General features: G+C 58.1%; 5 protein-coding genes and 1 tRNA gene. All 6 read left to right on the top strand.

All coding sequences use genetic code 11. From position 1 onward, the window contains the following. Positions 1-18 precede the first annotated feature (18 nt). The 6 genes from AB5Y92_RS11185 (at position 19) to AB5Y92_RS11210 (ending at position 4,758) form a co-directional block, all read left to right on the top strand. Positions 19-94 (top strand) — tRNA-Thr (locus AB5Y92_RS11185). Positions 95-346: 252 nt separating this feature from the next. Continuing rightward, on the top strand, positions 347-1,591 hold the full coding sequence (gene codB, locus AB5Y92_RS11190) for a cytosine permease (RefSeq protein ID WP_368226786.1): 1,245 nt from the start codon (positions 347-349) through the stop codon (positions 1,589-1,591). Beyond that, entirely contained in the window at positions 1,585-2,850 is a 1,266-nt protein-coding gene (locus AB5Y92_RS11195) for a cytosine deaminase (protein ID WP_368226787.1), read from the top strand. The genes codB and AB5Y92_RS11195 overlap by 7 nt, the downstream gene beginning before the upstream one ends. 95 nt (positions 2,851-2,945) lie before the next feature. Continuing rightward, positions 2,946-3,323, top strand: coding sequence for a fluoride efflux transporter CrcB (crcB, locus tag AB5Y92_RS11200; protein ID WP_005339378.1), 378 nt, complete (start codon positions 2,946-2,948; stop codon positions 3,321-3,323). A gap of 65 nt (positions 3,324-3,388) precedes the next feature. Then, positions 3,389-4,141: a bifunctional demethylmenaquinone methyltransferase/2-methoxy-6-polyprenyl-1,4-benzoquinol methylase UbiE gene (ubiE, locus tag AB5Y92_RS11205; protein ID WP_005342396.1), complete on the top strand. Its 753-nt coding sequence runs from the start codon at positions 3,389-3,391 to the stop codon at positions 4,139-4,141. Positions 4,142-4,149: 8 nt separating this feature from the next. After that, the gene (locus tag AB5Y92_RS11210; protein WP_005339380.1) at positions 4,150-4,758 is read left to right on the top strand and encodes an SCP2 domain-containing protein; all 609 of its coding nucleotides are present in this window, start codon (positions 4,150-4,152) and stop codon (positions 4,756-4,758) included. The last annotated feature ends 20 nt before the right edge of the window (positions 4,759-4,778 follow it).

Here is a 4,778-nt window from a genome sequence, read left to right on the forward strand (position 1 = left end):
GTCTTTACCGGTTAGTGTGCTGATATGGCTCAGTCGGTAGAGCGCATCCTTGGTAAGGATGAGGTCCCCAGTTCGATTCTGGGTATCAGCACCATTAAATAGAAAGCCTCCCTGAAAAGGGAGGCTTTTTTGCATCTGTCATTTTTTGATATCCCCTTACATTCCCCATTCCCGCAACCCCCCTCTGCTTGCAGTCGACACTGTTTATCTGCTGGTTTGAGTCCTAATGTGTTACTCATTTGACTGCTATTGATGGTTTTATCCAGAGATTTAACCATGATTGATTGACGTAAAACGTTTTACATGTAAAATCCGGCGCGTTTTGCCTATTACGTGGAGAAAGAGCATGGCGCAGGATAACGAATACTGTTTGGGGGCGGTACCCGCCAAAGGGCGCAAAGGTGTGCTTTCGCTGATGCTGGTGATGCTCGGCCTGACTTTCTTCTCTGCCAGCATGTGGACCGGTGGTGCGCTGGGCACCGGGCTGGTGTTTGATGACTTCATCAAGGCGGTACTGCTCGGCAACTTGCTGCTGGGTATCTACACCGCCTGTCTCGGCTATATCGGTGCTTCAACCGGTCTCTCTACCCATCTGCTGGCGCGTTACTCGTTTGGGGTGAAAGGTTCCTGGTTGCCATCCCTGTTGCTGGGCGGCACTCAGATCGGCTGGTTTGGCGTCGGTGTCGCCATGTTTGCGCTGCCGGTGCAGAAGGCGACTGGCATCGATGTGAACTGGCTGATCGCCATTTCGGGCATTCTGATGACGGTAACCGTCTACTTCGGGATCTCCGCCCTGATGGTGTTGAGCTTTGTGGCAGTACCGGCCATTGCACTGCTTGGCGGTTACTCGGTCTGGCTGGCGGTGACCTCGACTGGTGGTATGGCTGCGCTGCAGCAGGTACAACCGACCAATCCCATCGAGTTCACCACGGCATTGACCATGGTGGTCGGTTCCTTTATCAGTGCAGGAACCCTGACCGCCGACTTTGTTCGATTTGGTCGCAAACCCTGGGGCGCCGTCATGATTACCATGGTGGCGTTTTTTTTGGGCAACACTCTGATGTTCGTTTTTGGCGCAGCTGGTGCAGCGGTGACCGGTCAGGCTGATATCTCGGAAGTGATGCTGATGCAGGGGCTTTTGATCCCCGCAATTCTGGTGCTGGGCCTCAATATCTGGACCACCAACGACAACGCCCTCTACGCCTCCGGCCTCGGTTTTGCCAACATTACCGGTCTCAAGAGCAAGCCGCTCAGCGTGATCAACGGCCTCATCGGTACCGCTTGCGCCCTCTGGCTTTACAACAACTTTGTAGGCTGGCTGGCCTTTTTGAGTACGGCAATTCCGCCGATCGGTGGCATTATCATCATGGATTTCCTGCTCAATCGTGAGCGTTACCGTCAGTTTGCCGATCAGCAGTTCGAGACGGTGCGCTGGCAGGCGCTGGTCGCCACGGCAGTCGGGGTGGCTGTCGGCAAGTGGCTGCCGGGCATAGTGCCACTCAACGCGGTATTGGGCGCCGCCTTCACCTATTTCATTCTGGTTCGCCTCACCCAGCGGCCGGTTCTGGTACAGGGAGCTAACAAATGCTGATTCAACATATTCGTTTGGTCGATCGGGAAGGGTTTTGGCAGATCCGCTGTCAGGATGGGGTCATCACCGCCATCGAACCCCATGACGAACATGCCGTCGCAGGTCGGGTGCTGGACGGGGAGGGTGGTCTGGCTATCGCCCCCTTTATCGAAGCCCACATTCACCTCGATACCACCCAGACGGCCGGTGAGCCGAGCTGGAACCTCTCCGGCACTCTGTTCGAGGGGATCGAGCGCTGGGCCGAGCGCAAGGCGCTGCTGACCCATGAGGATGTGAAACAGCGCGCCATCCAGACGCTGAAGTGGCAGATCGCCAACGGCATCCAGTTTGTCCGTACTCACGTCGATGTCTCCGATCCCAATCTGGTCGCGCTCAAGGCGATGCTGGAGGTGCGGGAGGAGATGAAGGAGTGGGTGGAGCTGCAGATCGTCGCCTTCCCGCAGGAGGGGATCCTCTCCTACCCCAACGGTAAGGCACTGCTGGAGGAGGCGCTCAAGCTGGGGGCCGACGTGATTGGCGCGATCCCCCACTTCGAGTTTACCCGGGAGTATGGGGTCGAAAGTCTGCACTACATCTTCGATCTTGCCGAGAAGTATCAGGTTCTGGTCGATGTGCACTGCGACGAGATCGATGACGAGCAGTCCCGCTTTATCGAGACGCTGGCGACCCTGGCCTACGAGCGGGGTATCGGTCATAGAGTCACCGCCAGCCACACCACCGCCATGCACTCCTACAACGGCGCTTATGCTTCCCGCCTGTTCCGGCTGCTGAAGATGGCGGACATCAACTTCGTGGCCAATCCGCTGGTGAACATTCACCTGCAGGGGCGGTTCGATACCTATCCCAAACGCCGCGGCATTACCCGGGTGAAGGAGATGCTGAAGGCGAACATCAACGTCTGTTTCGGTCACGATGACGTGTTTGACCCCTGGTATCCCATGGGCACCGCCAACATGTTGCAGGTGCTGCACATGGGGCTGCATGTCTGCCAGATCATGGGTTACGAGCAGATCAACGACGGTCTGAAGCTGATCAGCAGCCACAGCGCCCGCACCCTGAATGTGCAGGATCGCTATGGTATCGAAGTGGGCAAACCGGCCAACCTGTTGGTCCTGCCCGCCGACAACGGCTTCGATGCGGTGCGCCGTCAGGTGCCGGTGCGTTACTCGATTCGTCACGGCAAGGTGATTGCCCAGACCCGCCCGGCCCAGACCGAAATCGTGCTGGGTGAGGCCGAGCCCATCGATTTTCGCCGCTGAGATTTCAATCAGGCTGGGTGACGATTAGTTCCACCTCTGGGCACAAGGGCCGCCATTGCGACATAATGGCGGCCTGACCCTGAGGGAGTGACACCATGCAAACCTGGTTCTATGTTGCTGCAGGGGGCGCCATCGGCGCCTGCCTTCGTTTTGGGATTGCCGAACTGATGGCCTTGCTGCTGGGGCGCCACTTTCCTTACGGGACTCTGGTGGTCAACGTGGTGGGCTCTTTCATCATGGGGGTAGCGTTCGCCCTCATCAGTCATGGTCATGTGGTGGAACACCCGATGAAGCCGCTGCTGATGGTGGGGATCCTCGGTGCCCTGACTACTTTCTCTTCCTTTGCCCTCGATACGGTAGTGCTGGCTCAACATGGGGCCTATCTGAAAGCGCTGCTCAATATCGGTCTCAATCTCTTCCTCTGTCTGGCCATGGTGGTGCTGGGCATGCAGTTGGTTGCGAGCCGGGTTTAAGGTGTCCGGACGCCAGTGGCTCTGGTAAACTGGCGGCCATTCTTTGCTCTATGGGTGTTTAAGGGATGTCAGAACAAGCAACGACAACGCATTTTGGCTTTAAAACCGTGGCCGCGACCGAGAAGGAAACTCTGGTAGCAGGTGTCTTCCATTCGGTGGCAGCCAAGTATGATCTGATGAACGATCTGATGTCGTTCGGCATCCACCGCCTGTGGAAGCGCTTCACCATCGACTGTTCCGGTGTGCGCAAGGGCCAGAAGGTGCTGGATCTGGCCGGTGGTACCGGTGACTTGACCGCCAAGTTCTCGCGCATCGTCGGCGAGACCGGTCAGGTGGTGCTGGCAGATATCAACGACTCCATGCTGAAAGTGGGCCGCGACAAGCTGCGCAATCTGGGGGTCGCCAACAACGTCTCCTACGTGCAGGCCAATGCCGAGGCGCTCCCCTTCCCGGATAACCACTTCGATGTGATTACCATCGGCTTCGGCCTGCGCAACGTCACCGACAAGGACAAGGCGCTCGCCTCCATGTTCCGGGTGCTCAAGCCGGGTGGCCGTCTGCTGGTGCTGGAGTTCTCCAAGCCGGTCAGTGAAGTGATCGCCAAGCTCTATGACCTCTACTCCTTCAAACTGCTGCCGAAAATGGGCGAAATCGTCGCGAACGACAGTGAAAGCTACAAATATCTGGCAGAGTCCATCCGCATGCACCCAGATCAGCAGACCCTGGCTGGCATGATGGAAAATGTCGGTTTCGAGCAGGTGGAGTACTTCAATCTGACTCAGGGTGTGGTCGCCCTGCACCGCGGTTACAAGTTTTAAGGTTGCCTATGCCGATGGATGCCATGGTCACCGCGGTGATCGAAACCAGCCTCAACCAGTTGCTGGCGCTGGACAAACAGAGCCCGGAGCGGCTGCGCAAACTGGTGGGCAAGGTGCTCAAGCTGGAGCTGCGTGAACTCAAGCCGCTCTGGTTTGTCTTCTCCGAGCGTCGGCTGGATGTGCTGGCCCAGCATGAAGGGGAGGCCGATGCGGTGCTTAGCCTCTCCCTGACCGCCCTCGGTCTGCTGAAAGACCCGTCCGCCCTGACCCGCTATATCCGCGAGGAGAAGCTGGATCTGAGCGGTGATCCCCAGCTGGTACAGGCATTCAGCGTTCTATTGGGTGAGCTGGATATCGACTGGGAAGAGGAGCTGTCGCGCTATACCGGCGACGTGCTGGCCCACACCCTGTTCAGCGGTGCCCGTCAGGCGCGTCGTCTGGTCGGCCGCGAGCTGTGCCGCACCCGCAGCCAGCTGGCGGAATATCTGACCGAAGAGGCCCGCCTCGCCCCCGGCCCGCTGGAAGTGGCGAGTTTCAACGATGACGTCGAGGTGCTGGCCCAGCAGCTCAAGGCCGTCGAACTGCGGCTGGCCCGCTTTGAACAGCAGGTGACCTGATGACCCCGAAGGAGTTCAAA

Origin of the sequence: Aeromonas sp. R1-1 (assembly GCF_040908495.1) — a bacterium.
Taxonomy (GTDB): Bacteria; Pseudomonadota; Gammaproteobacteria; order Enterobacterales; family Aeromonadaceae; genus Aeromonas; species Aeromonas veronii.